The organism is Streptomyces sp. NPDC003248, assembly GCF_055563235.1.
Genome location: NZ_JBVHDT010000008.1, coordinates 59215 through 84156, shown reverse-complemented (window position 1 = coordinate 84156; position 24942 = coordinate 59215). Strand labels below are relative to the sequence as shown.

The following is a 24942-nucleotide window of genomic DNA, read 5'->3' as shown; positions in this document are numbered from 1 at the left end:
CTGAGACACCGGCTCGGGCCGGTCCGGTTGCGGGCGGCCGGGACTCGGGCGACGGGGGCCCAGTCGACCAGGGCCCAGTCGACCGGGGTTCAGTCGACCGGCCAGGTGTGCACGGGGGCGTTGAGGTGCATGTAGTCGATGTAGAGCCGCGTCATCCTGCGCAGCGCCTCGTGGCGGCCGGGGCGCGCGGCGGCGGACAGGTGACGGAACATCTCCTTCTGCCACAGGGCCCCGTTGCGGCCGGTGACGCACCGCTGCTCGATGATGCCGAGCAGCGGCTCCCGCCAGGCGTCGTCCATGCCGGAGTGCTCCAGCCCGCGGTGCGCCAGCGGCAGCAGCCGCCGCAGGACCAGCTCGGGCACCGGCACCTCGCCCATCCCGGGCCAGTACAGCCGTGCCTCGATGCCCTGCCGGGCCGCCGTGTGCAGGTTGTCCGCGGCGGCCGAGAAGGACATCCGCGACCACACCGGCCGCTCCTCCTCCACCAGGGCGCGGGTGAGGCCGTAGTAGAAGGCGCCGTTGGCGAGGGTGTCGGCGACGGTCGGGCCGGCGGGGAGCACGCGGTTCTCCACCCGCAGGTGCGGGGTGTCGTGGGCGATGGCGTAGACCGGGCGGTTCCAGCGGTAGATGGTGCCGTTGTGCAGGGTGAGCTCGGAGAGCTCGGGGACGTCGCCCCGGTCCAGGGTCTGCTGGGGGTCCTGCTCGTCGCACAGGGGCAGCAGCGCCGGGAAGTAGCGCAGGTTCTCCTCGAACAGGTCGAAGACGCTGTTGATCCACCGCTCCCCGAACCACACCCGGGGCCGGACCCCCTGGACCTTGATCTCCTGCGGGCGGGTGTCGGTCGCCTGCTCGAACAGCGGGATCCGCGTCTCGTGCCACAGCTCCTTGCCGAACAGGAAGGGCGAGTTGGCCGCCAGCGCCACCTGCACCCCGGCGATCGCCTGCGCCGCGTTCCAGTAGCCGGGGAACTCCTCCGGGGAGACCTGGAGGTGGAACTGCGTGCTGGTGCAGGCGGCTTCGGGAGTGATCGTGTCCGCGTAGGTCCGCAGCCGGTCGACGCCGTCCACCTCGATGTGCAGGTCCTCGCCCCGGGCCGCGAACACCTGGTCGTTGAGCAGGCGGTAGCGCGGGTTCTCGGACAACGAGTCCTCACCGATGTCCTCCTGCCGCAGGGTGGGCAGGATGCCGATCATGATCAGATGGGCGCCGACCGACCGGGCGCGCTCGTCGGCGTGGTTCAGCGCCGCGCGGATCTCGGACTCCCACGCGTCGGGCCCGCCCTCCGTCAGCCGGCGCGGCGGGACGTTGATCTCGAGGTTGAACCGGCCCAGCTCGGTCGACCAGGCGGGGTCCGCGATCGCCTCCAGCACATCGCTGTTGCGCATCGCCGGCTCGGCGTCACCGTCCACCAGGTTCAGCTCGATCTCCAGCCCCACCTGGGGCCGTTCGGACTCGAACCGTGCCTCGCGCAGCATCTGGGCGAACGCGTCGAGGCACCCCTGCATCTTGATCCGGTACCGGCGGCGGTCCTCGCGGGTGAAGACCATCGCCGGGACGTCCCGTCCCATCGGCCCTCCCGGTCGCCCTCCTCGGACCCCCTGCCTCAAGCGTCGCACCACCCGGCGGCCCCCACCACGCGGGCCGAGGCCCGGCCGACGGGCCGGCACCGGGCCCCTCCGCCGACCGCCCGCCGACCGCCCGCCGACCGCCCGCCGACCGCCCGCCGACCGCCCGCCGACCGTCCGGCGGGCATCCCGGCGGGCGTCCGCTCCCGCGCCGGCCCTGTCAGCGCCGGCCGAAACGCCGGTCCACGACCGCCGCGAACTCCTCCAGGGTCAGCACCGCGTCCCCGTTCTGGTCGGCGGCGTCGAACAGCGCCGAGGAGGCGTCGCCGTCCCCCACCCCTCAGAACGGCAGATCGCCCGACGCGGCCGGCGACGGGCCCTTGGTCCGCAGGGCGGTGATCACCTCCTCGCGGGTCAGCATCCCGTTGTGGTCCAGATCGAGCGCCTCGAACAGCTTCCGGGCCTTCTCGCTCATCGGGTCTCCCCCGCTCCGTCCACCGGCGGGCGGGCCCGTCGCCCCGCCCCGACGGGAAACGTCCGACCGCCCGGGTTCATCGCCCGCCGGACCGACGGGTGCTCGGGCACGGGGGAGCGAGCGGGTGCACTCGGGCGGTGGCGCACCCGCGCGGTCACGGGGTGCCCGGCGGCACGACCGGCGCGCGCCGGGCCGGTGCCAGGGCCCAGCGGATCGCCACCGTGACGGCGGTCCCGAGGGGCCGTACGCAGAGGGCGTCCACCAACGGGAGCCGCGGCAGGCGCAGTTCGTCGGCGGCCCAGCCGGGCAGCAGCGACACGGCGTTGGCGGCCAGCACGCCGTAGGGCAGGCGCGCGGCGAGCGGGACGGGCGGGTTCAGCAGCAGGAAGCGCGTGGTGTCCAGGGCCGCCGCGGTGGCCCTGAGCTCCGGGCGGTACGACGCCAGCCGCGCGGCCAGTTCGCCCCGGGTGCGCGGCGGGTCGGGGACCCCGAGCGCCCGGGCGATCCGGGCCGTGTCCGCCACGTAGCCGTCGCACTCGTCGTCCGACAGGGGGTGCCGGCCGTAGCGCTGGTGGGCCCGGAGGAAGCTGTCGATCTCGGCGACGTGGACCCAGGCCAGCAGGTGCGGGTCCGAGGCGCGGTAGGCCTCCCCGTCCGCGGTCACCCCGTGGATGCGTGCGTGGACCGCCCTGACCTGGTCGCAGGCCTGCTGCGCGTGCCCGGCGGTGCCGTACGTCGTCGTGGCCAGGAAGGTGCTCGTGCGCTGGAGCCGGCCCCACGGGTCGCCGCGGAAGCCGGAGTGCGCGGCCACGGCCGCCATGGCGAGCGGGTGCAGCGACTGGAGCAGCAGGGCGGAGAGCCCGCCGATGAACATCGACGCGTCGACGTGCACCCGGCGGACGGGACGCTCCGGACCGAACCAGCGGGGGCCGGGCGTGCCGTGGATCCGGGCGCGGTTGCGCGGGCCGTCCGGCCCGGCGACGCGGGCGAAGAGACCGTTGCCCAGCCGCTCCCGGGGGCCGGCCGCACCCGGCCCGGTCGTCCTCACGGCCGCTCACCGGACGGCGGCGCGGCCGTGGTCGTCGTACGCGAGGACATGCGGCCTCCCTCCGCCGAGCGGTTCCCGCGCCCCGACTTCCCGCTGCCCGCCGACACAAACCGGACGGCAGCGGGGCGCTCCCGGTGGGCGGGGGCGGGGGCGGGGGTAGGGGTGGCAGGGCGTGGTCCGGTGCGCCCCGCGACCGGGGGCGCGGCCCGGTGGTGCGTCCCGCCCCCCGCGGAGCCCCCGCCACGGCGGCGGCCGGCGCGCGTGTGCCGCCTCCGGGCGAGGGAACTCGGGCGCCCGTGGAGACCCGGACCGTCTTGGGAGGTGCCATGACCGCTGACGCCGTGCGGTACGAGGAGCGGAGCGACGGCGAGGAGGAGCCGCTCGGCGGCTATGCGGTGCTCGCCGGTACGTTCACGGCCGCTGCCGCCGCGCTCGCCGTCGTGGCGCGACGGCAGGGGGTGCGGCTGCCCGAACGGGTGCCGCCGTGGGACGTGGTCCTGCTGGGCGCGGCCACGTACAAGGCGGCCCGGCTGCTCACCAGGGACAAGGTCACCAGTTTCGTCCGGGCGCCGTTCACCCGCCGCAAGGGCCACGCCCTGGGCGCGGAGGTCATGGACGAGCCCCGGGGCGACGGTGTGCGGCGGGCCGTCGGCGACCTGGTGTCCTGCCCGTTCTGCTCGTCCGTGTGGATGGCGGGCGGCCTGGTCGCGGCCTACGTCTGGACGCCCAGGGCCACCCGCCTGCTCTGCGCGGGCCTGGGCGCCGTCACGCTGGCGGACTGGTTGCAGTACGCCTGGACCTGGACCCAGCAGACCACCGAGGAGTGAGCGCGCCGCCACCTGCCGTCCCGCGTCGGCGGCGCCGCCACACGTCAGGAGGAGTGACCACCATGAACGAGCACACCACCCCGTCCCAGGCCGAGGGCGAACCGGAAGAGGTCGACACCCGCGAGGCGTCCGGAGACGCGGTCCCCGAGCCCCAGACGACACCCTCCCAGGCGGAGGGCGAGCGCGACGACGCGGACGAGGAAGCGGGCGCGGGCGGCGGCAGCGGTTCCTGAGCACCGCCCCGGCCGCCCGGACGACCGCGGTTCCGGACGACCGCCGCGGTTCCGGACGACCGCGGTTTCGGACGACCGCGGTTCCTCGGGGCCGTGGCGCCCTGCCGGTGGCCCACGCGCCACGACGGCGTGGGCCACCGGCACGTCCCGCGCCCGCGACGCCGGCCGGCCTCACCGCACGTACCGCCTCACCCCACATACCGCCTCAGCCCACGTACCGCGTCACCCGCCTACCGCCTCACCCCACGTACCGGCGGGCCGTCGACGACCGCCGGGCCCGTTGCAGCGCCGCCAGCCGGCGCTCGATCTCCGGCGGCACCGGGGAACGCTGCCGCAGCACCCAGGGCAGACCGGCGGCCGCGTACGCGAAGGCGCGCACCGACGCCGCGTCGCGGGGGACGGTGGCCACCAGGTAGGCCGTGCGCCGCAGGGCCGGCAGGAGCGGGCGGCGCAGCCAGGTGAACCAGAGGGTGTTGCGGATGCCCAGGATCCGGCGTGCCGTGCTGTCGCGGAGCACCGACGCCTGGTGATGGACCGTCAGTTCCTCGACGTAGCTCAGCCACCAGCCCTGCCGCAGCAGATCGGTGGCCAGCAGTTCCTCCTCGCCGCCGAGCCACAGCCCGGGGTGGAAGCCGCCCGCCGCCCGGAAGGCGTCGGTGCGCAGGACGGTGGCGGCGGCGAGGAAGGAGCCGAGGGCCGGCCCCGGCAGGGAGTCCGGCCCGGTCAGGGGCGACTCGCGCAGCTCCTTGACGACGGGGTCCTCGGTGCCGCCGGGCTCCACGACGATGCGGGCCGTGACGCCGGCCAGGCGCGGCCGCTCGTCGAGCAGGTCGGCCGCCCGCCGCAGGCTGCCCGGCTCCCACCAGGTGTCGTCGTCGCAGAAGGCGACGTACGGCGTCCGGACCCGGCGCACCGCGAGGTTGCGTCCGACGGCGCCCAGGTTGCGGCCCGGCTCCAGCAGCGTGAACCCGGGGAAGGCGCGCCGGACCGCCGCGGCCGTGCCGTCCGTCGAGCCGTTGTCGGTGACGATCACCGAGGGCCGCTCGGGCAGCTCCCGCAGGCGGGTGAGGGTGTGCAGGAGTTCCGAGCGCCGGTTGTGGGTGATGACCACCACCGTCGTCCGGGTGTCCTTCGCGCCCGCGTTCACGCCGGCCCGCCGGGTGCGCCGGGCCGGTCCAGCAGCCGGGCCGCCCGCTCCACCGCCGGGGGCAGCGGTCTGCGCCGGGCGAGCGCGGCGGGCAGCCGAACGGCCACCTCCCGCAGGGCGCGGCGGGCCCCCGGCTCACCGGCGACCGCGGCGGCCGTGAGGCGCGCGGTGGCGCGCAGCGCCACCCCGAGGGGCCGGCGGAGCCAGAGGGTCAGCACCTCGTTGCGGCGCACACGGACGGACCGCCCGTCGCGGCCGCCCGGCTCCGGGTGGTGACAGGCCGTCAGGGCGGGCTCGTACGTCACCCCCCAGCCGGCCGCCGCGAGATCGTAGGCGAGCAGGGTCTCCTCGCCGCCGAAGAACAGCAGCGGATGGTAGCCGCCGGCCCCCAGGAAGGCCTCCCGGCGCACCACACAGGCACATCCCAGGAAACCGAGCACCGGACGCCCCGGCAGATCCGCCTCGTACGGCAGCGGCGACGCGGCGAGCACGGCGTTGAGCGGGTCCTCCGCCCGGCCCGGGCCGACCACGGTGCGGGCGGCCACCAGACCCAGCCGGGGATGGGCGTCGAGCAGGTCCGCGGCCCGCCGCAGCGCGCCCGGCGTCCACCAGGAGTCGTCGTCGCTGAACGCGACGTACGGGGTGGTGGCGCGCCGTACGGCCAGGTTGCGGCCCACCGCGCCGGTGTTGCGGTGCGGCCTGAGGACGCGGGGGGCCGCCGGGTGGCGCCGGATCGCCTCGAAGGTGGCGTCGTCGGAACCGTTGTCGACGACGATCACGGGCGGGCGCTCGGGCAGCGCGGCCAGGGCGTCGAGGGTCCGCAGGACGCCGGCCCGCCGGTCGCGGGTGATCACCGCCACCGTGATCCGGTCGTCCGGCGCCCCCTCGCGGACGGGCTCGGCGGGCAGGGGTTCAGCGGACACGGGCTTCCTCCTCCTGGTGCGGCGGGGCGGCCGGCCGGCCGGGAGCCAGCAGCGCCAGGGCGGCGGCGGTCGCCTCGCCGGTCCGGATGCGCAGGAGCCGGGGATCGGGCACGGCGCCGTGCGGGTCCCCGGGCGGTCCGGGCTTCCACAGGGCGATGTGGCGGGCGCGGCGGGGCGGGCCCCACAGACGCGGGGAGACCGGTCCGAACAGCGTCACCGACGGCGTCGCGTGGGCCACCGCGAGATGCGCGAGCCCCGTGTCGCCGCTGACGACCAGCGCGGCGCGCGCCACCAGCGCCGACAGCGCGCCGAACGGCAGCCCGCCGCGCAGCGCGTCCCGCCCCGGCAGCCCCGCGCGCGCGGCGACGTCCAGGACCAGGGCGTCCTCCTTCGGACCGCCCGTGACCACGACACGGTGGCCGGCGGCGCGCAGCGCGCCCACGACGGCGGCGTACCGCTCGGCCGGCCAGCGGCGGGCGGCGGACTCCGCGCCCGGGTGGACGACCACCGCACCCGGCGCCGGGGAGGCCCCGGCCGGGGCGGGCAGCCGTACGTCGTCGGGGTCGGCGGCGATGCCGTAGCCCCGCAGGAACCGGCACCACCGGGCGCGTTCGTGCTCGTCCGGCCGCCACACCGGGGGCGGGGGGTCGGGCTGGGCGAAGGCCAGCAGCCGGCCCGGGGCGAGGGCGGCGAGCGCGTCACGGCTGGCGGGGCCGTTGCCGTGCAGGTCGATCGCGAGGTCCGGGGGCGGCCCCGGCCAGTGGTCCAGCGACGGCACACCCCGGTGCGGAGCCTCCGCCGGCAGGACGTCGTCCACCGTCCCGGTGGCCAGGGCGGCCTCGCGCAGCGCCGCGGGCAGCGCCAGGACGACCCGGTGCCCGGGGAAGGCCCGGCGCACGCCCCGCAGCGCGGGCACCCCGGCGAGCAGGTCGCCGAGGCCCAGCGCGCGCAGCACCAGCAGCCGCGGTCGCGTCGTCATCCGCGCTCCCGTTCCGGGGCCGGGCCGGACGGCCGCGGCGACCGGGCCGCCCTCGCGGCGATGCCGGTGGTGGAACGGCCGTCCAGGTAGGGGAGGAGGACGACCTGCCCGCCCCAGCTCTCCACGAGCGGCGCCTCCGGCAGCCGTTCCAGGGCGTAGTCGCCGCCCTTCGCCCAGATGTGCGGGCGCAGCTCGGCGAGCAGCCGTTCCGGGGTGTCCTCGTCGAACACGGCGACCGCGTCCACGCACTCCAGCGCGCGCAGCACCCGGATCCGGTCCGCCACCGGCACGAGCGGCCGTCCGCCGCCCTTGCGGCGGCGCACGGACGCGTCCGAGTTGACGCACACCACCAGGCAGTCCCCGGTGCGGCGGGCGGCCTGGAGCAGCGCGACGTGGCCGGCGTGCAGGAGGTCGAAGCAGCCGCCGGCGGCGACCACGGTCCCGCCCGCGGCCCGGACCCGGGCGGCCGTGCGCAGGGCGTCCCGCGTCGGTCCGCCGTCGGCCGGCACGGGCGTGGGCGGGGAGGGGTCCGGGGGCGTTGCAAGGGAGCGGACGCCCCCTTCGGCGACGTACCGGGTCGCCGCGTGCACGGCTTCCCGTACGGCGGTCTCGGTGAGTCCGCCGTCCGCCAGGCACCCGGCGGCGGTGGCGGCGAAGCGGTCGCCCGCCCCGCAGGCGTCGCCCTCGGCCGTGACCGGTGACGGCACCAGCAGCGGCGTCCCGCCGTGCGACACCAGCGCGCCCCGCCCGCCCAGGGTGACCGCCACGGACGCCGCCCGCCAGGTGCGGACCAGGGTCTCGGCGTCCCCCGCCGCCGTGCGCAGGGCACTCGCGCCGGCGGGCGGTTCACCGCCGGCGAAGGCCCGCGCCTCGCTCGCGGACGGGGTGACGAGCCGCACGCCGGGCACCGGCCGCTCCCCGCGCGGGTGCGGGTCCCAGACGACGGGCACCCGCGCGGCCACGGCCCGGAGCGCCTCGCGCAGGACCCCGGCGGCGCCCCGGCCGTAGTCCGCGACGAGGACGGCACCGGCCCCCTCGACCGCCCGCCGCGCCTCGTCCGTCGCCTCCAGGGCACGGCCCTCCCCGTCGTCCAGGCGCAGCAGCGGAGTGCCCTCCGCGAGGACCCGGGTCTTGCTGGACAGGGTCCCGGCCAGCGGCAGCCGCACCAGGCGCACCCGGTCGGGCAGCAGTGCCACCAGCGCCCCGCTCGCCTCGTCGTCGCCGAGCGCGGTGACCAGGGTGACGGGCCGGCCGTCGGCCGCCGCGAGGACGGCCGTGAGGGCGGCCCCTCCGGGCCGGGAGGTGCGCCGCGCCCCGCTGACGACCGGTACGGGCGCGTCGGGAGCCAGCCGGTCCGCCCGCCCGCACAGGTCGTGGTCGAGCAGCGCGTCCCCCACCACGAGCAGCGGGGCCGGGGCGCTCATGCGCCCTCCTTCCCCGTCGTGGCCGGCCACTGCCCGGCGGCCGGGCGCCGCCTGTCGACGGCCGGGTGCCGTCCGTCCACGGCGTCGTGCCGCCTGTCGACGGCCGGGTGCCGTCCGTCCACGGCGTCGTGCCGCCTGTCGACGGCCGGGTGCCGTCCTTCCACGGCGGCGCGCCGCTCGACCGTCAGGTCGAAGGACTCGCAGAGCATGTGGACGGCCACCAGGTGCAGTTCCTGCACGGTGGCGGCGGCCGCCGCCGCCACGCACACCGCCCCGTCCGCGGCCCCTTCCAGCGGGTTGGGCGCCGGACCGGTCAGCGCCCACACGGTCAGGCCCAGACGGTGGGCCTCCTCCGCCGCGACGAGCAGGTTCTCGCTGGCGCCGCTGGTGGACAGCAGCATCAGCACGTCCCCGGCCCGGCCGTGCGCGGCGACCTGCCGGGCGAAGATCTCCTGGACGCCGTAGTCGTTGGCGATCGCGGTCGTGGCGGAGGTGTCGGCGTGCAGGGCGAGCGCGGAGAACGGCGGGCGGTCGTCGCGGTAGCGGCCGACCAGCTCGGCGGAGAGGTGCTGGGCCTGGGCGGCGCTGCCGCCGTTGCCCGCGACCAGCAGCCGGCCCCCCGCCGCCAGCCGGCCGGCGAGGCCGGCCCCCCACCGCCGCAGCACCGGGGAGGCGTACTCGCGGAATCCTTCGAGCGCCTTCATCAGGTCGTCGCAGTGGGGGACATCGGTGACGCTCTTCATCGGACGACTCCCGAGAGCGAGGGGACGGAGGACACGGCGCCGTAGACCCGGGCCACGCCGTCGGCGACGCGGTCCCAGGTGTAGCGGGCGAGGACGCGGCGCCGGCCGGCGGCGCCGTACCGGGCGAGCCGGGGCGGGTCGTCGAGGAGGGCACGGACGGTCGCGCCGAGGTCGTGGTCGTCGTCCGGGGGCACCAGGACGCCGGTGAGGTCGTCCACCACGGTGTCGAGCTGGCCGCCGACGGCGGAGGCGACGACGGGCGCGCAGCAGGCCATCGCCTCGACCGGCACGATCCCGAACGGCTCGTAGCGGGGCAGCGACAGCACGACGTCCGCCGCGGACATCAGCCCGGGCATCCGCTCCGGGCTCACCCCGCCCAGCAGCGTCACCCGGTCGGCGACCTCGCACTCCTCGGCGAGGGCGAGCAGCCGTTCCGCCTCCGGTTCGGCGCCCAGCAGCGCCGGTTCCGGCCCGCCCGCGACGAACAGTTCGGCGTCGGGCACGTCGGCCAGGGCGCGGATCGCCCGGTCGAAGCCCTTGCGGGGGACGAGCCGGCCGACCGACAGCAGCCGGCGCGGCGCGGAGGCGGGCCGGCGGGCGCCGGCGACCGGCGCGAACAGCGTGGGGTCCACCCCGCAGGGGACGACGGAGATACGGTCGCGGGGCAGGCCCATGGCGACCAGCTCGGACACCTCGTCCGCACAGGTGGCGACGATGCCGGCGCACTCCCGGCCGACCGCCGTCTCGATCGCGACGCGCTGCGGCGGACTGGTGTCGGCGGCGCCCTGGTGCCGCTTCTTCACCGTGCCGAGCGCGTGGTACGTCTGCACCACGGGAACGCCCAGGGCGCGCGCCCCGGCCAGCGCCGCCATCCCCGACATCCAGAAGTGGGCGTGCACCACATCGGGTGGCTCCGCCGCCCACTCCCGCGCCAGCCACGCCCCGAACTCCGGCATGTACGGCAGGAGTTCGTCCTTGGGTATCGGAGCCGGCGGTCCGGCGGGCACATGCACCACCTTCACCCCGTCCGGCGTGGTGACCCGGGCCGGCAGCCGGGGGTCGTCGCGCCGCGTGTAGACGGCGACCTCGTGGCCCCTGCGGGCCAGCCGGCCGGCGAGTCGGGCCACGTACACGTTCTGGCCGCCCGCGTCCGGGCCGCCGAGCTCGGCCAGGGGGCTGGCGTGCTCGGAGACCATGGCGACGCGGCCGGCCGTCGGGTGGCTGGGGCTCATCGGGTGACCTCCTTGATCAGGCGCTCCCAGTCGTCGCGGAAACGCCGTTCTCCGTAGCGGGCCTGTACCGCGGCCCGGGCGGCCTCCCCCGTCGCGCGGGCGTACGCCGGGTCCGCGGTGAAGCGGCGGACGGCGTCCTCCAGCACGTCGAACCGGTTGGAGACCACCCCGGCTCCCGCGGGCACGGCCTCCCGCACCTCGGTGGTGTCGAGCGCGACCACGGGCATCCCCAGGAACATCGCCTCCAGCAGGGAGAGCCCGAGCGACGTCCACCGCACCGGATGCAGGTACAGGCGGCAGCGGGCCATCGCCGGGTGCAGGTCGCCCTGCGGCAGGTCCCGGCAGCGGCAGCGGTCGGGCGGCAGGCCGAGCCGGCCGCCGAGGCCTTCGGTGCGCATGCCGAAGACGTCCAGCGGCACGGTGCGGGCGAACCGGGGCAGCAGGTCCGTCCCGGTGGTACGGCCGCGCCGGACGGGGTCGTTGACGACGACGGCGGCCCGGGGCCGCTCGCCCGTCCACAGATGGCCGGGGTCGATGACGCCGTGCTCGATCACGGTGGTCGGCGCGCGGCCGTTGTCCCACATCAGCCGGTTGAAGTGGGTGACGTGCACGAGCGTGATGTCGGTGCGGCCGGCGAGGGGGTGACGGGTGCCGACGGCCGACTCGTGCGGGCTGTTGTGCTCGACGTAGACGGCGGGCACGTCGACGCCGGGCCGGCGGCCCGTCCACTCCTCGGCCAGGCCGAGCTCGTGCGGGCGTTGCAGCACCATGAGGTCGATGCCGGCCTCGCGCAGCCCGGCCGGGCCCACCTCGCGCACCGACGGCGGCCACTCCCACGTCCTGGCCCGGCCCAGCCCGTCCGGTCCGCGCTCCGGTGTCACCGGGACGAGGAAGTCGTACGGGCCCTGGACGAACGAGGTCAGCCATGAGCCGTGTACATGCCAGACGAGTATGTTCATGTGCGCTCCTCGACGAGTTTCCGCACCGCCTGCACCACGTCCCGGCCCGTGACCTCCTCCAGGCACGGATGGCCGGGCACGGGGCAGTGCCGGGCCCGGCTGTCCGCGCAGGGCGCCCGCTGATCGCCGAGCAGCACGCTCGGCACGCCGTACGGCGCCCACCGCTCGGCCGGTACGACGGGCGCGAACAGCGACACCACCGGCGTGCCGACGGCCGCCGCCAGATGGGCGGGGCCGGTGTTGCCGCACACCACGACGTCGGCGGTGCGCAGCACGCCCGCCAGGGTGCGCGGATCCGTCCGGCCGCCGAGGTCCACCGCCGTGTCCCCGCTCACCCGCCGGGTGAGGTCCGCCTCGCCGGGGCCGCCGGTGACGACCACGCGGTGCCCGGCCTCGGCGAGCAGGGCCACCGCCTCGGCGCAGCGCCCGGGACTCCAGGCGCGGGCGGGCGCGCTCGCCCCGGGGTGGACGACGACGTAGGGCCCGTTGCCGGTCAGCGCGACGGTGTCGGGCGGCGGCAGCACGCGCAGCCGGCCGTCGTCCCCGGCGTGCGGCGGGAAGCCCATCGCCGCGGCCGTGTCCAGCGCGGCCTGCGCCTCGTGCCGGCCGGGCAGCCGACGGTGCCGTACGTCCAGCAGACTGCCCGGGTGGTCGACGCTGTCGGCGCCGATCCGCCCGACGCCCGCCAGGCGCAGCACCAGGGCCGTGGGCAGGGGGCTCTGGTGGAACGACGTGAGGACGAGCGCGACGTCGAACGCGCGCTCCCGCAGCCGCCGCACCAGACCCTCGACGTCGGCCTCCCGGACCGAGGGCGGCCGCACGCCCTCCCACGGCGCCTCCCACACGATCACGTCGTCGACGCCGGGCAGCAGCCGCGCCGCCGGCGCGCCCTGCGGACCGCAGAGCATCGTCACCCGGGAACAGCGCGCCGCGACCGCGCGGACGGCGGGCCCGGCGAGCAGCACGTCGCCGAAGCTGTCGAGGCGCACGACCAGTGCCTTCACGACCGGCCTCCCCACTCCCCGGTCTCCCCGGTCTCCCCGGCCGCGGTGTCGTCCCGCGCCCCGGGGGTCCGGGGCGGCCGGGTGGGGTCGGGCGGGGTGTGGTCCCGTGTCCCGGTGGTCGGGGGCGGCTGGTCGCCGGGTGCCTGGGGCGGGTCGGTGGGGGTGTGGTGTCGGGTTCGGGCGGTCCGGGGCGGCCGGTGGCCGGGCGCCGTGGTCCGTGGTGGCCCGGGCGCCGTCGGAGCACGGGCGGGGGCGTCCGCACGGGCACCGGACGTCAGGATCAGGTGGACCGCCGTCAGCAGGTCGGGGGCGGTGAGGGGGGCCGTGCGGATCTCCGCGGGCAGGGTCGCCGGGGTGGGGACGAGGACGGCGCGGGCGCCCGCGGCACGGGCGGCCAGGACGTCGGCCCCGATGTCGCCGATCACCACGCAGGCGCCGGGGGCCACGCCCAGCCGCCGGGCCGCCTCGATCACCAGGCCCGGCCGGGGCTTGCGGCAGGCGCAGTCGTCGTCGGGCAGGTGCGGGCAGTACACCCAGGCGTCCAGGCCGCCGAGCAGGGCGTCCGCCCGTTCGTTGACCCGCCGGACGTCGGCGTCCGTGAGCAGCCCGCGGCCGATGCCCGACTGGTTGCTGACCACCGCGGTCGGGACGCCCCGCGCCCGCAGCAGGCCGAGGGCCTCCCGGGCGCCGGGCATCGGGCGCACCAGGCCGGGGTCGCTGTTGTAGGGGACGTCCTCGACGAGGGTGCCGTCCCGGTCGAAGAGGACGGCGCCGACGGGGACGCGGCGCCGCACCGGGCGCGGCCGCACCGGGCGGCGCGCGCCGGCCCCCGCCGCGCGGACGGCCCCCGCCCGCTTCACGGCCGGCCTCCCACCGGCACGGCCCCGCGGTGCCGCACCGTGCCGTGCAGCCAGTGGCCGACCGCGAGCGGCGGGATGAGCACGCTCGTGGCGAGCATGGTGCCGATCTCGTGGCGGGTGCGGGGCCCCGGGCCGATCCGGGCCAGGGCGAACTCGGCCGTGCCGAGCGTCCACAGGGCGCCGGCCAGGCCCGCGGCACGGTGGCGGCCGGCCGCCGCGCACGCGGTCGCGGCGAACGCGGCGGCCGTCACCAGCACGTGCCGGGGGAGCCGCCCGCGCGGGGCCTCGGCGCGGCTCCACCAGTCGCGGCCGTGCAGCCGGTTCATCAGGGCGTCGTCGGCGTTGCCGCGCTGGGCCCGCACCGACACCCAGCGGTCGGCCGGGCGGACCGGGTGCCGGGTCGTGCGGCTGCCGCGCCGCAGGGTCCAGCCGGCCCCCCGCATCCGCAGCGCCAGGTCGGCGTCCTCACGGAAGGCACGCCGGAACCGCTCGTCGAAGCCGCCGACGGCGACCAGCGCGGCCGTCCGGTAGGCCATGTCGGCGGTGGCCCAGGCGGCCCGCTCCAGCCCGGCCGTGCCCCGCTCCCAGTCGGTCGGCCTGCGGTCCCCGGGCAGGGGGACGGTCAGCCGCCCCTGGACGCCGCCGGTCGTCGCGCCGGCCGCCCGGAGGTCCTCGGCCAGGCGGCGGGACCAGTCCGGCAGCACCTGAACGTCGTCGTCGAGGAAGACCGTCCACGGGGTGCCCACCGTGTGCCAGCCCGCGTTCCGGGCGGCCGCCGGACCGCGTCCGCCCGTGCGCAAGGAGCGGACCCGCTCGCGCAGGACGCCGGCCGCCTCCAGCGGCAGCCCGCCGACGGGCTCCGGGCGGTCGTCGACCACGACGACCTCCTCGGGCGGATGACCGGCGGCCGCGGCGAGCGCGCGCAGGCAGTCGGCGAGGCACGGCCGCCCGACCGTCGGCACGACCACCGAGTACGCGGGGGCGCCGGGCACGGGGGCGCCCGGCGCCCCGGACGCGTCCCTCATGCGAACACCTTCTTCCGCCGGACGGCGAACGGCCCCAGCGCGAGCAGATCCACCGGCGCCGACCCGAAGCACTCCAGGGCGTCCCGCGGATCGTCGACCATCGGCCGGCCCGCGGTGTTCAGACTGGTGTTGACCACCACCGGCAGCCCCGTCCGCCGCTCGAAGCCCTCGATCATCCGGGCCACCAGCGGTTCCTCGGCCCGGTCCACGGTCTGGATCCGCGCCGTGCCGTCCACGTGGACGACGGCCGGGATCCGCTCGCGCCACCCGGCGGCGACATCGTGCACGAACAGCATGTACGGGCTGGGCAGCGGCCCGTCGAAGAGCTCCGCCGCCCGTTCCGCCAGCACCATGGGCGCGACCGGGCGGAACTCCTCCCGCCCCTTGACCGCGTTGAGGCGTTCCAGGTTCTCCGCCCGCCCGGGGTGGGCCAGCAGCGACCGGTGACCGAGCGCCCGGGGGCCGTACTCGCTGCGGCCCTGGAACCAGGCCACGACCCCGTCCCGGGCCAGCTCCTCGGCGACGGTCTCGGCGATGTCGCCGGGCTCCTCGTAGGGGACGGCCGCCCGCTCCAGCCAGGCGCGCAGCTCGGCGTCGCTCCAGCCCCGGCCCAGGGCGGCCGTGGGCATGGCCTCCACCGTCTCCTTCTGATGGGCGACGTGCAGGGCGGCGCCGAGCGCCGTGCCCGCGTCGCCGGCCGCCGGCTGAACCCAGACCCGCTCGAACGGCCCTTCCCGGTACAGCCGGGTGTTCGCCACGCAGTTGAGCGCCACCCCGCCCGCCAGCGTCAGGACGGCCTCACCGGTGCGCTCGTGCAGCCGGCGCGCCAGTCCGAGCAGCACCTCCTCCAGGCACGCCTGGGCGCTGGCGGCGAGGTCGGCGTGGTCCCGCGTCCACGGGGCGCCCGCCGGGCGCGGCGGCACGAGCGAGGCCCACGGCACGGTACGGGCCCGGAAGCCGCCCCGGCCGTCCAGCCCGACGTACGCGCGCAACGCGTCGAGGAAGCGCGGCTCCCCGTAGGAGGCGAGGGCCATCACCTTGAACTCGTCGCTGCTGCGCAGGAATCCGAGGTGCTGGGTGAGGTCCTCGTAGAACAGGCCCATCGAGTCCGGCAGCGACTGCGAGTCCAGGACGGTGAGTTCACGGTTCGCGTAGCGGCCCGCGAGGTGGGAGCCGCACTCGCCGCGGCCGTCGAGCACCAGGACGGCGCAGTCCGGGTAGGGGGAGGCCTGGCCGGCCGAGGCGGCGTGGGCGACGTGGTGGGGGACGAAGCGGACCTTGGCCGGATCGAGTCCGGGCAGGGCCTCGGTGAGGAACTCCGGGGCGCGCCGCGCGTAGTCCTGGCGCAGGTGGTCCCACGGGTCGTGCAGTCCCAGCAGGTCGGCGGGACGGGCGAGTTCGGGGTCGTAGGAGTAGGCGACCGCGTCCAGTTCGGACGGGTCGAGCCCGGCCCGGTCCAGGCACCAGCGGGCGGACAGCTCCGGCAGCTCCCAGGCGGAGAAGGGCAGCGGCCGCTTGCCGTGCTTGCGACGGCTGAAGCGCTCCTCCTCCGTCGCTGCCACGATCCTGCCGTCCATGACGAGGGCGGCGGCGGGATCGTGGAAGAGGGCGTTGATACCCAGGACACGCATGCAGTGCCTCCGTGGCGGCTGGGGGAAGGCGTCGGGGTGACGACGTCAGACCTGTGGTGCCGGCTCCCGGGCCGGCGGCCGCGTCGCGGCGAAGTGGGCGATCGTGTGCTTGATCCCCTCCTCCCAGGGCACCCTCGGCGCCCAGCCCAGCAGCTCGCGGGCGAGCGTGGTGTCCGGGCGGCGCCGCTGGGGGTCGTCGACGGGACGGTCGACGAACTCGATGCGGGACGACGACCCGGTCAGCTCCACCACCCGGCGGGCGAGGTCACGGACCGTGACCTCGTCGGTGCCGCCGATGTTCACGGGCCGCACCGAGTGGCTCGCGGCGACCAGCAGGATCCCGTCCACCGTGTCGTCGACGTAGCACAGGGACCGCGTCTGGCTGCCGTCGCCCGCCACCGTGAGGGGCTCGCCGGCCAGCGCCTGGCAGACGAAGGTCGGCACGGCGCGTCCGTCGTGGGCCCGCATGCGCGGCCCGTAGGTGTTGAAGAGGCGTACGATCCCGGCGTCGGCGTCCCGGACCCGCACATGGGCGGTGACCAGGGCCTCGGAGAACCGCTTGGCCTCGTCGTACACGCTGCGCGGCCCGACCGGGTTGACGTTGCCCCAGTAGTCCTCGCGCTGCGGGTGCACGAGCGGATCGCCGTACACCTCGGACGTCGACGCGAGCAGGAAGCGGGCCCCGTCGCGCTCCGCCACGGCCAGCATGGCGCGGGTGCCCAGGCTGCCCACGTCGAGCGTCTCCAGCGGCAGCCGCAGGTAGTCGGCGGGGGAGGCGGGACAGGCGAAGTGCAGCACCAGGTCGTACGGCCCGGCCAGGCGGTCGGCGCAGTCCGGCGCGGAGACGTCGCACTCCACGAACCGGAACCCGGGGCGGTCCCGGAGGTGGGCGACGTTCACGCGTGAACCCGACACGAGGTTGTCCGCGCAGTCGACTTCGACTCCCGAACCCAGCAGCCGCTCGCACAGGTGGCTGCCGAGGAAGCCGGCACCGCCCGTGACCACGGCGCGACGCCAGGGCAGGGATGAGGTGGCTTCGGTCATGGGGGACACCCTTCAGCCGCATCCGGAAGACGCTGAGCAGCGCAACGGGGTCCGGCGCGGCATGCGACGCAGTGACGACAGGGAGGGCACGGGCCGGACGGTTTCCGCCGCCGATCGCGGCACCGTCCGGCCTGCCGCCGTTTTCCCGACGGCACCGGCACGGAGTCTCCGTGCCAGTAGCTTTCACACGTTGACTCCTATTGTGCTCACGCACCGCCGGTGCGCGACTCCTGACCCAGCGGCACCGGCACCGACCGGCACCGACCGGCACCGATCCGCACCAGTCGGCACCGACCTGCACCAGCCGGCACCACGGCCGGTCCGCCCGGACGAACCGGTCCCGACCCGGGTGTCGGCCCGGCACCGCGGGGCACTCGGCCCCGAGGCGGGTCCGACCGGAGCCGTCGTGCCCAGGCTGGAGGTGAAGGACATGGGTCATGGTGGGAACGTCGTCGACGAGCTGGTGACCGATCACCGTGAGGTCGAGGAGCTCTTCGGCAAGATCGAGGCGCTGCCGTCCGGACACAAGGACCGCAAGCTGCGGGCGGACCAGGTCACGATGGAGCTGGTCCGGCACTCGGTGGCGGAGGAGGCCTACCTCTACCCGGCCGTGCGCGAGCACGTGCCCGGCGGGGACGCCATCGCCGACAAGGAGCTGGAGGACCACGCCAAGGCCGAGCAGATCATGAAGGACCTCGAGGGCTGCGAGGCGGACGACCCCGAGTTCGACCGGCTGATCAGGATGCTGATGACCGAGATCCGCGACCACGTGGCCGACGAGGAGGGCAACCTCTTCCCCCGGCTGCGCGCCGCGTGCTCCCCGGACGCCCTCGACGAGCTGGGCGACAAGGTCCGCCAGGCGAAGAAGACGGCGCCGACGCGGCCCCACCCGGCCGCCCCGGACAAGCCGCCGGCCAACAAGATGCTGGCGCCGGGCGTCGGCCTCGTCGACCGGATGCGCGACGCGCTGACCGGGCGGGGCAAGGAGAGCTGAGACCGGCCCCCGAGCGCGCGCCGACGTCCCGGGTCCGTCGCCACGGCGACGGACCCGCCGGCGCGGTGACGGACGGGGCGGCACCCGTATATGCGCTGGGGCGTGGTGGCAGGCGGGGCGACGCCCGTATATGCGCTGGGGCGCGGTGACCGGACCCGAGGGCGGGCGGGGCGCGCCCACGGGCTTGTGAGCAACCACACTCGACCCGGCAACCGCCCCGCGACCACGGCGACTTGGGCTTCCCGGCGGGAGTGCCGCGGAAGGTGCCGGCGCCGTCCGACCCGCCCCGTCTGCCACGATGGTCCGCGCCGTAACCGACTAGGTGGAGTGGCCGCGCAGCGCAGCCGGCGTTCCCCGGTTCCGCCGCCCCTGTGACCGCCGCCTCGCCCCTCGGGTACCGCACTGTGTCTTCCGCCTCCGCGCCCTCCCCTGCCCCGCACACCATTCCCGCCCCCGGCTCCGCCTCCGTCCCCGGCTCCGCCGGGAAGGCGTCGCGCTCGCCGTGGCGGTCCCTGAGGTACCGCAGCATGCGCTGGTGGTCGGTGGCGAACTTCATGTCGAACGCCGGCACCTGGATGCAGCTCACGGTCCAGAACCTGCTCGTCCTCGAGATCACGGGTTCCGCCGCCGCGACCGGCCTGTCCATGTCGGTCCAGGCCGCCCCCGCCCTCTTCATGAGCCTGCTGGGCGGCGCGGCCGTCGACCGCTGGCCGCGCAAGCTCACGGCCGCGGTCAGCCAGGCGCTCCTGGGCGCCGTGGCCTTCACCACGGCCGTGCTCGTCGCGCTGGACCGGCTCGACATGACCTCCCTGATGGTGCTGGCCGCTCTGACCGGCACCATCGCCACCGTCGACGGACCGGCCTGCTCCCTGCTGGGCAACGACCTCGTGCCCCGGGAGGACGTGCCGTCCGCCATCGGCGTCGGGGCGCTGGTCTACAACGCGGGGCGGCTCGCCGGCACGGCGCTGGCCGGTGTGACGGTGGGCTTCCTCGGCACGGCGGCCGCGTACGGGGCCAACGGGCTGTCGTTCCTCTTCGTGACGGCGGTCATCCCCTTCCTGCGCCCGGCGCCCGGCGCGGCCGGCGGCGCGGACGCCGGCCGGCCCGTCGTCCCGTCCCAGCGCGACCGGCGTGCCGCCGGCCGCCACGACGCCGGCACGGGCCGCCGTGCCGACCTGACCGTGCGGGAGGGGCTGCGCTTCTTCGCCACCCGGCCACGCCTGGTCGCCCTCGCCTCCATCACCGGGATCAGCAGTGTCTTCGGACGGAACTACGGGCTCACCCTCGCCGTCCTCGTCACCGGGCCGCTCGCGGGCGGGCCGGGTGCCTTCGGCACGGTCTCCACGGTGCTCGCCGTCGGCGGCATCCTCGGCGCGGTCGTGGGCGCCCGGCTGCGCAGACCCTCGGTCCGGGTGGTGGGCGCGCTGGCCGCCGCGGGAGGGCTGCTCCAGGTGGTGGCGGGTCTGTCGCCGTCCCTGACCATTCTGCTGATCATGGTCCTGCCCATGGCCGTGGTGGAGTCCGTCTCCGACACCGCCGGTAGGGCCGTCCTGCAAACCGACCCGCCGCCCCACCTGCGGGGACGCGTGCTCGGCGTGTGGAGCAGCATCGGCACGGTGTGGAGCCTGGGCGGTCCGCCGGCCCTCGGGCTCCTCATGGAACTGGCCGGCGCCCGCGGCGCCCTCGCCGCGGGGGGTCTCCTCATCGCCGGCACGATCGGATCGGGCTTCCTGCTGCGCGCCCGCCGCACCACCCGAACGGTGACCCTCCCGGCACCGGGCGAGGAGATGACGCGCCGCGAGGCCTTGGGGGCGGCGGCCTGAGGCGCCGGTGCCTTGTGGTCACAGCCACTCGTCGACGGCTGTGACCAGCCCGGTCGCCTCGTGGCGGACGGCGAGCGTGCCGTCTTGCCGGCACCGACCTGGTCGGGCCGCCGTCGCTCAGGCGATGAGGGCCTGGCCCGGGCCCAGGAGGTGCAGCAGCTGGTCCCGGTGCAGGTGGGCGACCGGGGCGAGGAGGTCGGGGTGGCGGAGCAGGGCCGCCGCCTGGCGGTCGCGGGCGTCGGGCGCGACCAGACGGCGGAACTCCATCGGGATGCCGGTCGTGTGGTCACCGCCGTCGAGGCCGGCCACGGCCAGCGCGGCCAGGTCCGGGTCGGTGAGGAGACAGGCCGCCCAGCTCGCCACGACCTCGTCGACCCAGCTGCGCCAGGCCTCCTCCCCCTCCTCGCCGTCCCGGCCGTCCGTCCCGCTGATCCAGTCCAGCCGGCCCGAGCCCCCGGGGCCCGCCATGCCGACCAGCGCCGCGTCCATCACGGTCGGGTACCGCAGCCACGCGGCGACGGTCACCGCCTGGCGCGCCTGCACCTCGCACAGGGCGGAGGCCAGCGCGCCGCCGGAGGCCGGATAGGCCCGCGTCAGCCACTGGGAGGTCGCCGCGATGAGGGGGGAGAGGTCTGCGCGCACTGAGGGCCGTCCGAACGGGTACGGGGAAAGGCTGGAGAAAACGGTAGCCCGCGGCCCCCGCGGACCGACATGGCCGAACCCTCATCGCAGGCGTGGCTTCGGCCACATCCGGCCGGTCGTGACCGAGGCGACCGGCGGCGGCCCCGACGGCTTCCAGCCCCCGCCCCCGCCCCCGGCACCGGCACCGCCGACATCGACACTGCCGGCACCGGCACCGGCACCGTCCCCGCCCCCGGCACGCCGGGATGGGCACCACCACCCCGCCCGCCCCCGGCCTCAGCGATGCAGCAGATAGCGGGTGAGGAGGGAACGGGCCCGCTCCGGGCCGATCCCCAGCGCGGTGCCGACCGAGTCCCAGGACAGCTCGTCGTCCCGGACCGCCTGGGCCGCCTCCCGGCCGATGCCGGGCAGGAGGCGCTCCAGCGCGGTCACCGCGCGGAGGGCGGCCACCGGCGCTTGGTCCACCAGCGTGACCAGATGGTCCTCCAGCCGGTCGATCAGGTCGGTGAGCTCGTCGGGGAGCGGTACGGTCCGCCGCTCCACGGCGCGCAGGTGCTCGGCCCAGTCGCCGTGGGCGGGCCCGGTGTCCAGGTCGTACGGCCGGTCCTCCGGCACCCGCTCCCAGTCGATCGGCCGGGTCTCGCCGCGCCAGCCGCACGCGCACGCCGCGCGGTAGCCGGCCGCCCTCGGACGGCGCAGCCGCCCGTCGTACGCCCACCACTCGCTGGTCTCCAGCCCGCCGTCGGTGCCGCTGCCGAAGTCCAGGAGCACCGCCTTGGGCTCGCTGCCGTCGGCGAGGACCGCGCCGGCGATGCCCTCGTGGGACGGACCGAACTCCTCACTCGTCCACGCCACGGAATCTTCCCCCTCGTTCCAGAGCCTGCCCGGTGCGCGGTGCGTCACCGCACGGGGACGGCCACCCCCGCAGGCGAGCATGCCCCGGCCCGACCGCCCCCGAACGGCGGTTTCTCCTCAACACCGGTGACCTGCCACGGCCCCGACGGCGGTGGGGGAGCAGGGGAGGATGGGGAGCAGGGGAGGGGGGTGAGGGCGGGCTCCGACGGGTCGGACGCCGGCACCGGGGCGCGCGGGTCCACACGGGGGGCGTGGCGCCGAGAAAGGCGCCCCTCTTGGCCCCGGCATCGAGAAGAACCGCCCCGGCATCGAGAAGAACCCCCCGGTATCGAGAAGAACCGGCCCGCGGGCCGTACCTGGTGGCACGAGGGGCCGCCCGCCCCGACCGCGCCACCGATACAAGGGACGTACCTCATGAACGCAACCGCTGCCATCGGCGTCACCGGCCTCGGCGTGATGGGCCGCAACCTCGCGCGCAACTTCGCCCGCCACGGCCACACGGTCGCCGTGCACAACCGCAGCGTCGGCCGCACACGCGCGCTGGTCGAGGAGTTCGGGCACGAGGGCGCGTTCGTCCCGGCCGAGTCGGCCGAGGAGTTCGTGGCCGCGCTGGAACGCCCCCGCCGTGTGATGATCATGGTGCAGGCGGGTACCGTCACGGACGCGGTCATCGACGAGTTCGCCCCGCTCCTGGAGCCCGGCGACATGATCATCGACGGGGGCAACGCGCACTTCGCCGACACCCGCCGTCGCGAGGAGGCCCTGCGGGAGCGCGGCATCCACTTCGTCGGCGCCGGCGTCTCCGGCGGCGAGGAGGGAGCGCTCAACGGGCCGTCGATCATGGTCGGCGGCTCCGCCGAGTCCTACGCCGTGCTCGGCCCGATCGTCGAGTCCGTCAGCGCGCGGGTCGGCGGCGAGCCCTGCGCCGCCCATGTCGGCACCGACGGGGCGGGGCACTTCGTCAAGATGGTGCACAACGGCATCGAGTACGCCGACATGCAGCTCATCGCCGAGGCGTACGACCTGCTGCGCCAGGTCGCCGGATACGCCCCCGCCGAGATCGCCGGCGTCTTCCGTTCCTGGAACGAGGGCCGGCTCGGCTCCTACCTGATCGAGATCACCGCCGAGGTCCTCGCCCACACCGACGCCGCCACCGGAGCCCCGTTCGTGGACGTGGTGGCGGACGCGGCCGGGCAGAAGGGCACCGGCCGCTGGACCGTGCAGACGGCGCTGGACCTGGCCTCGCCGGTCACCGCCATCGCCCAGGCCACCTTCGCCCGCGCCGCCTCCGGCCAGGGCGACCTGCGGGCCGCCTACGCCGGACTGCCCGGCGGAACCGCGTCCCCGCTCAGCCGGACGGAGGCCGCGCGCTTCACCTCGCAGGTGGAGCACGCCCTGTACGCGTCGAAGGTCATCGCCTACGACCAGGGCTGGAAGATGATCCAGGATGCGGCGGGCGAGTTCGGCTGGAAGATCGACCTGGGCGCCGTGGCCGGGATCTGGCGCGGCGGCTGCATCATCCGCGCGTCCTTCCTGGACCGCATCCGCACCGCGTACGCCGCCGACCCGGGACTGGTGAGCCTGCTCGCGGAGGAGCGGTTCGCCACCGAGATCGCCGAATCGCAGGTGCCGTGGCGGGAGACCGTCGCCTCCGCCGCCCGGCGGGGCATCCCGGCCCCCGCGTTCTCCGCGGCCCTCGCGCACTACGACACGCTGCGCGCCGACCGCCTGCCCGCCGCGCTGCTCCAGGGGCAGCGCGACTACTTCGGCGCCCACACCTACCGCCGTACCGACCGTCCCGGTGTCTTCCACACCCGCTGGTCGGCGCCGGGACGCCCGGAGACGGAGTCGGCCTAGGCGGCACACCTAGGGCTTGTCCGGCCCGCCCCCGACCGGGCGGGCCGGACCGTCGGTCAGGCGCTCGGCGCCGGGTAGGTGGGGTACTCCACCCCGGAGACGTGCTGGACGACGCGGACGACCTGGCAGGAGTAGCCGAACTCGTTGTCGTACCAGAGGTAGAGGATCGCGTTGTCGCCCTCGACCTTCAGGGCGCCGGCGTCGACGATCGACGCGTGGCGCGAGCCGATGAAGTCGCTGGAGACGGCGTCGGGCGCGCTGATGAAGTCGATCTGGCGCTTGAGCGGCGAGGTCAGGGACACCTCGCGGAGGTGGTCCAGCACCTCCTCGCGGGTGGCCTCCCGGGCGAGCTGGAGGTTGAGGATCGCGATCGACACGTCCGGCACCGGGACCCGGATCGAGCTGCCGGTGATCCGCGCCTTCAGGTCGGGCAGCGCCTTGGCGACGGCGGAGGCGGCGCCGGTCTCGGTGATGACCATGTTCAGCGGCGCGGAACGGCCCCGGCGGTCGGACTTGTGGTAGTTGTCCAGCAGGTTCTGGTCGTTGGTGAACGAGTGCACGGTCTCCACGTGGCCGCGCTGCACGCCGTACTCGTCCGCCATCGCCTTCAGCGGCGGGACGATCGCGTTGGTGGTGCAGGACGCGCAGGACAGGATCCGCTCGTCCGGCTTGATGGTGTCGTGGTTGACGCCGTGGACGATGTTCGGCACGTCGCCCTTGCCGGGCGCGGTCAGCACGACCTTGTCGATGCCGGGACGCAGGTGCTTGGACAGGCCCTCGCGGTCGCGCCACTTGCCGGTGTTGTCGATGAGGATGGCGTTCTTGATGCCGTACGCCGTGTAGTCGACCGTGGTCGGGTCGTCGGCGTAGATGACCTTGATCTCGTTGCCGTTGGCGACGATCTTGTTGTTCGCCTCGTCGACGGTGATGGTGCCCTGGAACTGGCCGTGGACGGAGTCGCGGCGCAGCAGCGAGGCGCGCTTGACGAGATCCTCGGAGGCCCGCCCGGCGCCGCCGCGCACGACGATGGCACGCAGCCGCAGACCGTTGCCGGAGCCGGACTTCTCGATGAGCAGGCGGGCGACGAGGCGGCCGATGCGGCCGAAGCCGTAGAGGACGACGTCGCGCGGCTCGCGCCGGTCGATCTTCTCGGCGCCCGTGGCGCCGGCGACGGCCTCGGCGGTGAACTCCTCCACCGACAGACCGCGGTCGTCGGCCCGGTGGGTCGCGGCGAGCATGCCGATGTCGATCTGCGAGGGGCCGAGGTCGAGCGTGGTGAGGGCCCGCAGGAAGGGCATCGTCTCGGTGACCGAGAGCTCCTCGCCGGCGATCTGCCGGGCGAAGCGGTGGGTCTTCAGGATGCTGACCACCGACTTGTTCACCAGGGAGCGGCTGTGCAGCAGGACCGTGACGTCCCGCTCCCGGTGGAGCTTGCCGATCATCGGGATCATCGACTCCGCGATCTCCTCGCGGTTCTTCCAGTTGGTGAACGAGTCCTCGTTGACAGTCACAGGTATCTCTTTCGAGCTAGGTGGCGCTCATATGCTAACCCGCTGATGATCCGGCCCTTCAAGCGCCCGACCGCACGGCCGCGCGGTCGGGCGCGGGTGCGGGGCCGACGGCGGAGCGGCTTCTTGCTCAACTGCGTTGCT

The 24942-nt window shown here is 76.0% G+C and carries 22 protein-coding genes and 1 pseudogene; 5 read left to right on the top strand and 18 right to left on the bottom strand.

Translation table 11 applies throughout. From position 1 onward, the window contains the following. Positions 1–89: 89 nt before the first annotated feature. The 3 genes and pseudogenes from ACZ3KJ_RS20375 to ACZ3KJ_RS20365 form a co-directional block, all read right to left on the bottom strand. A complete protein-coding gene (locus ACZ3KJ_RS20375) occupies positions 90–1568 on the bottom strand; it encodes a glutamate-cysteine ligase family protein (RefSeq protein WP_467528749.1) in 1479 nt (492 codons plus the stop codon). Between the two features lie 217 nt (positions 1569–1785). Next, a pseudogene (locus ACZ3KJ_RS20370) lies at positions 1786–2040 on the bottom strand (EF-hand domain-containing protein). A gap of 154 nt (positions 2041–2194) precedes the next feature. Continuing rightward, positions 2195–3088, bottom strand: coding sequence for an oxygenase MpaB family protein (locus ACZ3KJ_RS20365; RefSeq protein ID WP_467528748.1), 894 nt, complete (start codon positions 3086–3088; stop codon positions 2195–2197). A 326-nt stretch (positions 3089–3414) separates the two neighbouring features. Here ACZ3KJ_RS20365 and ACZ3KJ_RS20360 point away from each other — a divergent pair, with 326 nt between their 5' ends. Both ACZ3KJ_RS20360 and ACZ3KJ_RS20355 read left to right on the top strand, forming a co-directional pair. Next, positions 3415–3915: a DUF1360 domain-containing protein gene (locus ACZ3KJ_RS20360; protein ID WP_467528746.1), complete on the top strand. Its 501-nt coding sequence runs from the start codon at positions 3415–3417 to the stop codon at positions 3913–3915. Positions 3916–3977: 62 nt separating this feature from the next. Next, entirely contained in the window at positions 3978–4148 is a 171-nt protein-coding gene (locus tag ACZ3KJ_RS20355; protein WP_467528744.1) for a hypothetical protein, read from the top strand. 238 nt (positions 4149–4386) lie between these two features. Here ACZ3KJ_RS20355 and ACZ3KJ_RS20350 read toward each other — a convergent pair whose 3' ends face one another. Genes ACZ3KJ_RS20350 through ACZ3KJ_RS20295 form a run of 12 tightly spaced genes read right to left on the bottom strand, consistent with a single transcriptional unit; the run spans position 4387 to position 17119 of the window. Beyond that, a complete protein-coding gene (locus ACZ3KJ_RS20350; RefSeq protein ID WP_467528742.1) occupies positions 4387–5295 on the bottom strand; it encodes a glycosyltransferase family 2 protein in 909 nt (302 codons plus the stop codon). After that, positions 5292–6218 (bottom strand): glycosyltransferase family 2 protein, encoded by a 927-nt coding sequence (locus ACZ3KJ_RS20345; RefSeq protein WP_467528740.1) that lies wholly within the window; start codon positions 6216–6218, stop codon positions 5292–5294. The genes ACZ3KJ_RS20350 and ACZ3KJ_RS20345 overlap by 4 nt, the downstream gene beginning before the upstream one ends. Further along, a complete protein-coding gene (locus tag ACZ3KJ_RS20340; RefSeq protein ID WP_467528738.1) occupies positions 6208–7197 on the bottom strand; it encodes a glycosyltransferase family 9 protein in 990 nt (329 codons plus the stop codon). The genes ACZ3KJ_RS20345 and ACZ3KJ_RS20340 overlap by 11 nt, the downstream gene beginning before the upstream one ends. Beyond that, on the bottom strand, positions 7194–8621 hold the full coding sequence (gene rfaE2 / locus ACZ3KJ_RS20335; protein ID WP_467528736.1) for a D-glycero-beta-D-manno-heptose 1-phosphate adenylyltransferase: 1428 nt from the start codon (positions 8619–8621) through the stop codon (positions 7194–7196). The genes ACZ3KJ_RS20340 and rfaE2 overlap by 4 nt, the downstream gene beginning before the upstream one ends. Further along, positions 8618–9364, bottom strand: coding sequence for a D-sedoheptulose-7-phosphate isomerase (locus tag ACZ3KJ_RS20330; RefSeq protein ID WP_467528734.1), 747 nt, complete (start codon positions 9362–9364; stop codon positions 8618–8620). The genes rfaE2 and ACZ3KJ_RS20330 overlap by 4 nt, the downstream gene beginning before the upstream one ends. Beyond that, on the bottom strand, positions 9361–10596 hold the full coding sequence (locus ACZ3KJ_RS20325; RefSeq protein WP_467528732.1) for a glycosyltransferase: 1236 nt from the start codon (positions 10594–10596) through the stop codon (positions 9361–9363). The genes ACZ3KJ_RS20330 and ACZ3KJ_RS20325 overlap by 4 nt, the downstream gene beginning before the upstream one ends. Then, positions 10593–11555: a glycosyltransferase gene (locus ACZ3KJ_RS20320; protein ID WP_467528730.1), complete on the bottom strand. Its 963-nt coding sequence runs from the start codon at positions 11553–11555 to the stop codon at positions 10593–10595. The genes ACZ3KJ_RS20325 and ACZ3KJ_RS20320 overlap by 4 nt, the downstream gene beginning before the upstream one ends. Further along, the gene (locus tag ACZ3KJ_RS20315; protein WP_467528728.1) at positions 11552–12559 is read right to left on the bottom strand and encodes a glycosyltransferase family 9 protein; all 1008 of its coding nucleotides are present in this window, start codon (positions 12557–12559) and stop codon (positions 11552–11554) included. The genes ACZ3KJ_RS20320 and ACZ3KJ_RS20315 overlap by 4 nt, the downstream gene beginning before the upstream one ends. Continuing rightward, the gene (locus ACZ3KJ_RS20310; protein WP_467528726.1) at positions 12556–13419 is read right to left on the bottom strand and encodes a D-glycero-alpha-D-manno-heptose-1,7-bisphosphate 7-phosphatase; all 864 of its coding nucleotides are present in this window, start codon (positions 13417–13419) and stop codon (positions 12556–12558) included. The genes ACZ3KJ_RS20315 and ACZ3KJ_RS20310 overlap by 4 nt, the downstream gene beginning before the upstream one ends. Continuing rightward, on the bottom strand, positions 13416–14444 hold the full coding sequence (locus ACZ3KJ_RS20305) for a glycosyltransferase family 2 protein (protein WP_467528724.1): 1029 nt from the start codon (positions 14442–14444) through the stop codon (positions 13416–13418). The genes ACZ3KJ_RS20310 and ACZ3KJ_RS20305 overlap by 4 nt, the downstream gene beginning before the upstream one ends. Further along, positions 14441–16075: a carbamoyltransferase family protein gene (locus ACZ3KJ_RS20300; protein ID WP_467528722.1), complete on the bottom strand. Its 1635-nt coding sequence runs from the start codon at positions 16073–16075 to the stop codon at positions 14441–14443. Before ACZ3KJ_RS20300 ends, ACZ3KJ_RS20305 begins: the two co-directional genes overlap by 4 nt. Positions 16076–16120: 45 nt before the next feature. Further along, the gene (locus ACZ3KJ_RS20295) at positions 16121–17119 is read right to left on the bottom strand and encodes an NAD-dependent epimerase/dehydratase family protein (protein WP_467528720.1); all 999 of its coding nucleotides are present in this window, start codon (positions 17117–17119) and stop codon (positions 16121–16123) included. A gap of 430 nt (positions 17120–17549) precedes the next feature. On the opposite strand from ACZ3KJ_RS20295, the gene ACZ3KJ_RS20290 reads away from it, so the two are divergent. Next, positions 17550–18113, top strand: a complete 564-nt coding sequence (locus ACZ3KJ_RS20290; RefSeq protein ID WP_467528718.1) for a hemerythrin domain-containing protein — start codon at positions 17550–17552, stop codon at positions 18111–18113. Positions 18114–18640: 527 nt separating this feature from the next. Next, positions 18641–19936 carry an MFS transporter gene (locus ACZ3KJ_RS20285; protein ID WP_467528717.1) on the top strand — a complete coding sequence of 432 codons (1296 nt, stop codon included), beginning with the start codon at positions 18641–18643 and terminating at the stop codon, positions 19934–19936. A gap of 117 nt (positions 19937–20053) precedes the next feature. Here the strand turns inward: ACZ3KJ_RS20285 and ACZ3KJ_RS20280 are convergent, their stop codons facing one another. Both ACZ3KJ_RS20280 and ACZ3KJ_RS20275 read right to left on the bottom strand, forming a co-directional pair. Continuing rightward, positions 20054–20578 (bottom strand): hypothetical protein, encoded by a 525-nt coding sequence (locus ACZ3KJ_RS20280; protein WP_389516089.1) that lies wholly within the window; start codon positions 20576–20578, stop codon positions 20054–20056. 276 nt (positions 20579–20854) lie between these two features. Beyond that, entirely contained in the window at positions 20855–21433 is a 579-nt protein-coding gene (locus ACZ3KJ_RS20275) for a hypothetical protein (RefSeq protein ID WP_467528715.1), read from the bottom strand. A gap of 414 nt (positions 21434–21847) precedes the next feature. On the opposite strand from ACZ3KJ_RS20275, the gene gndA reads away from it, so the two are divergent. Beyond that, on the top strand, positions 21848–23290 hold the full coding sequence (gene gndA / locus ACZ3KJ_RS20270; protein ID WP_467528713.1) for an NADP-dependent phosphogluconate dehydrogenase: 1443 nt from the start codon (positions 21848–21850) through the stop codon (positions 23288–23290). 56 nt (positions 23291–23346) lie between these two features. Here the strand turns inward: gndA and ACZ3KJ_RS20265 are convergent, their stop codons facing one another. Next, positions 23347–24801, bottom strand: coding sequence for a glyceraldehyde-3-phosphate dehydrogenase (locus ACZ3KJ_RS20265; RefSeq protein WP_467528711.1), 1455 nt, complete (start codon positions 24799–24801; stop codon positions 23347–23349). Positions 24802–24942 lie beyond the last annotated feature (141 nt).

Bases quoted from the DNA above. Each gene is read 5' to 3' on its own strand.
- ACZ3KJ_RS20320 (WP_467528730.1), bottom strand. From the start codon at position 11,555: ATGAACATACTCGTCTGGCATGTACACGGCTCATGGCTGACCTCGTTC.
- ACZ3KJ_RS20285 (WP_467528717.1), top strand. From the start codon at position 18,641: ATGCGCTGGTGGTCGGTGGCGAACTTCATGTCGAACGCCGGCACCTGG.
- ACZ3KJ_RS20375 (WP_467528749.1), bottom strand. From the start codon at position 1,568: ATGGGACGGGACGTCCCGGCGATGGTCTTCACCCGCGAGGACCGCCGC.
- ACZ3KJ_RS20355 (WP_467528744.1), top strand. From the start codon at position 3,978: ATGAACGAGCACACCACCCCGTCCCAGGCCGAGGGCGAACCGGAAGAG.
- ACZ3KJ_RS20305 (WP_467528724.1), bottom strand. From the start codon at position 14,444: ATGAGGGACGCGTCCGGGGCGCCGGGCGCCCCCGTGCCCGGCGCCCCC.
- gndA (WP_467528713.1), top strand. From the start codon at position 21,848: ATGAACGCAACCGCTGCCATCGGCGTCACCGGCCTCGGCGTGATGGGC.
- ACZ3KJ_RS20290 (WP_467528718.1), top strand. From the start codon at position 17,550: ATGGGTCATGGTGGGAACGTCGTCGACGAGCTGGTGACCGATCACCGT.
- ACZ3KJ_RS20340 (WP_467528738.1), bottom strand. From the start codon at position 7,197: ATGACGACGCGACCGCGGCTGCTGGTGCTGCGCGCGCTGGGCCTCGGC.
- ACZ3KJ_RS20325 (WP_467528732.1), bottom strand. From the start codon at position 10,596: ATGAGCCCCAGCCACCCGACGGCCGGCCGCGTCGCCATGGTCTCCGAG.
- ACZ3KJ_RS20295 (WP_467528720.1), bottom strand. From the start codon at position 17,119: ATGACCGAAGCCACCTCATCCCTGCCCTGGCGTCGCGCCGTGGTCACG.
- ACZ3KJ_RS20330 (WP_467528734.1), bottom strand. From the start codon at position 9,364: ATGAAGAGCGTCACCGATGTCCCCCACTGCGACGACCTGATGAAGGCG.
- ACZ3KJ_RS20360 (WP_467528746.1), top strand. From the start codon at position 3,415: ATGACCGCTGACGCCGTGCGGTACGAGGAGCGGAGCGACGGCGAGGAG.
- ACZ3KJ_RS20300 (WP_467528722.1), bottom strand. From the start codon at position 16,075: ATGCGTGTCCTGGGTATCAACGCCCTCTTCCACGATCCCGCCGCCGCC.
- rfaE2 (WP_467528736.1), bottom strand. From the start codon at position 8,621: ATGAGCGCCCCGGCCCCGCTGCTCGTGGTGGGGGACGCGCTGCTCGAC.